The organism is Pseudomonas brenneri, from assembly GCF_007858285.1.
GTDB classification, from domain to species: Bacteria; Pseudomonadota; Gammaproteobacteria; order Pseudomonadales; family Pseudomonadaceae; genus Aquipseudomonas; species Aquipseudomonas brenneri.
In genome coordinates this window covers 1-1,111 of record NZ_VFIL01000028.1, presented here as the reverse complement: position 1 = coordinate 1,111, position 1,111 = coordinate 1, and the positions used below count along the sequence as shown (strand labels likewise).

The following is a 1,111-nucleotide window of genomic DNA, read 5'->3' as shown; positions in this document are numbered from 1 at the left end:
TGCGGTCATGGTTGTAGTAGTGGATGTACTCGTCCAGACCGGCTTTCAGTTCCTCAGCGCTCTCGAAACGCTTCAGGTAGAAAAACTCGGACTTAAGCGTACCAAAAAAGCTCTCCATTGCCGCATTGTCCAGGCAGTTTCCTTTGCGTGACATACTCTGCTTCAGTCCTTGCTCTGCCAGCTTGTGGCGGTACTGCGAGTGTTGGTAGTGCCAGCCTTGATCCGAGTGAAGCACCAGTTTCGGCTTGTTTCCCAGGCGCTTGAAGGCCTTGTCCAGCATGTTGGTGACCAGCCCAAGGCACGGCCTGCTGGCCACTTCGTATGCCACGATTTCGGCGTTGTACAAGTCCATCACGGGAGAGAGATAGACCTTTTCCTGAGCCACTTTGAACTCGGTCACATCGGTCACCCACTTCTGATTCGGGCGCTGCGCGAGGAAGTTTCGCTCCAGCAGGTTGGGCGCGATGAGGCCGACGACGCCCTTGTACGACCGGTACTTTTTGGGCCGTACGAGTGAGCGAAGATCAAGCGCGGCCATCAAGCGTTCTACGACCTTCTTGTTAACTAAGGTGCCGGCGTTGCGGATCACCGCCGTAACACGCCGGTAACCGTAAAGCCCCTTTTCCTCGTGATAGACACGCTGAATCAGCTGCCTCAGGACAGCATGCTTGTCAGGTTTGGCCTGCGCCTGGAGCTGGTAATAGAACGTGCTGCGAGGCAAGTCAGCCAGTTGCAGAACGGCAGCCAAGGGAAACCTGTCCTTGAGCGTCGACACGATCAGGGCTTTTTGGGCCGACTTCGCTCCTGCGCCTTCAGTTCTTCCAGCTTTTTTAGGTAAGCGTTCTCCATACGCAGCCACTCAAGCTCAGCCAGCAACTGGTCGCGGCTTTTATCGGTGTCATCGGACGTCGTAGGTTTGATGGGGTAAGGCTTTTTCGACATGGCAGTAGGTTTTTTTCTCTTGGGAATAGGTAAAGCCAGACTCCCACTGTAGTGCTGCCGTGCCCAAATGCCTATCTGCGAGGACTGACCGAGGCCGAAATGGGCGGCGGTCTGGCGCGAGGAAAGCTGATGCTTGTGCATGTACTCAAGGACTGAGCGCTTGTAGGTC

General features: G+C 55.4%; 1 pseudogene. It reads right to left on the bottom strand.

The annotated features are described in order from the left end of the window. Positions 1-1,111 (bottom strand): annotated as a pseudogene (locus FJD34_RS27985) (IS3 family transposase); the annotation flags it as partial.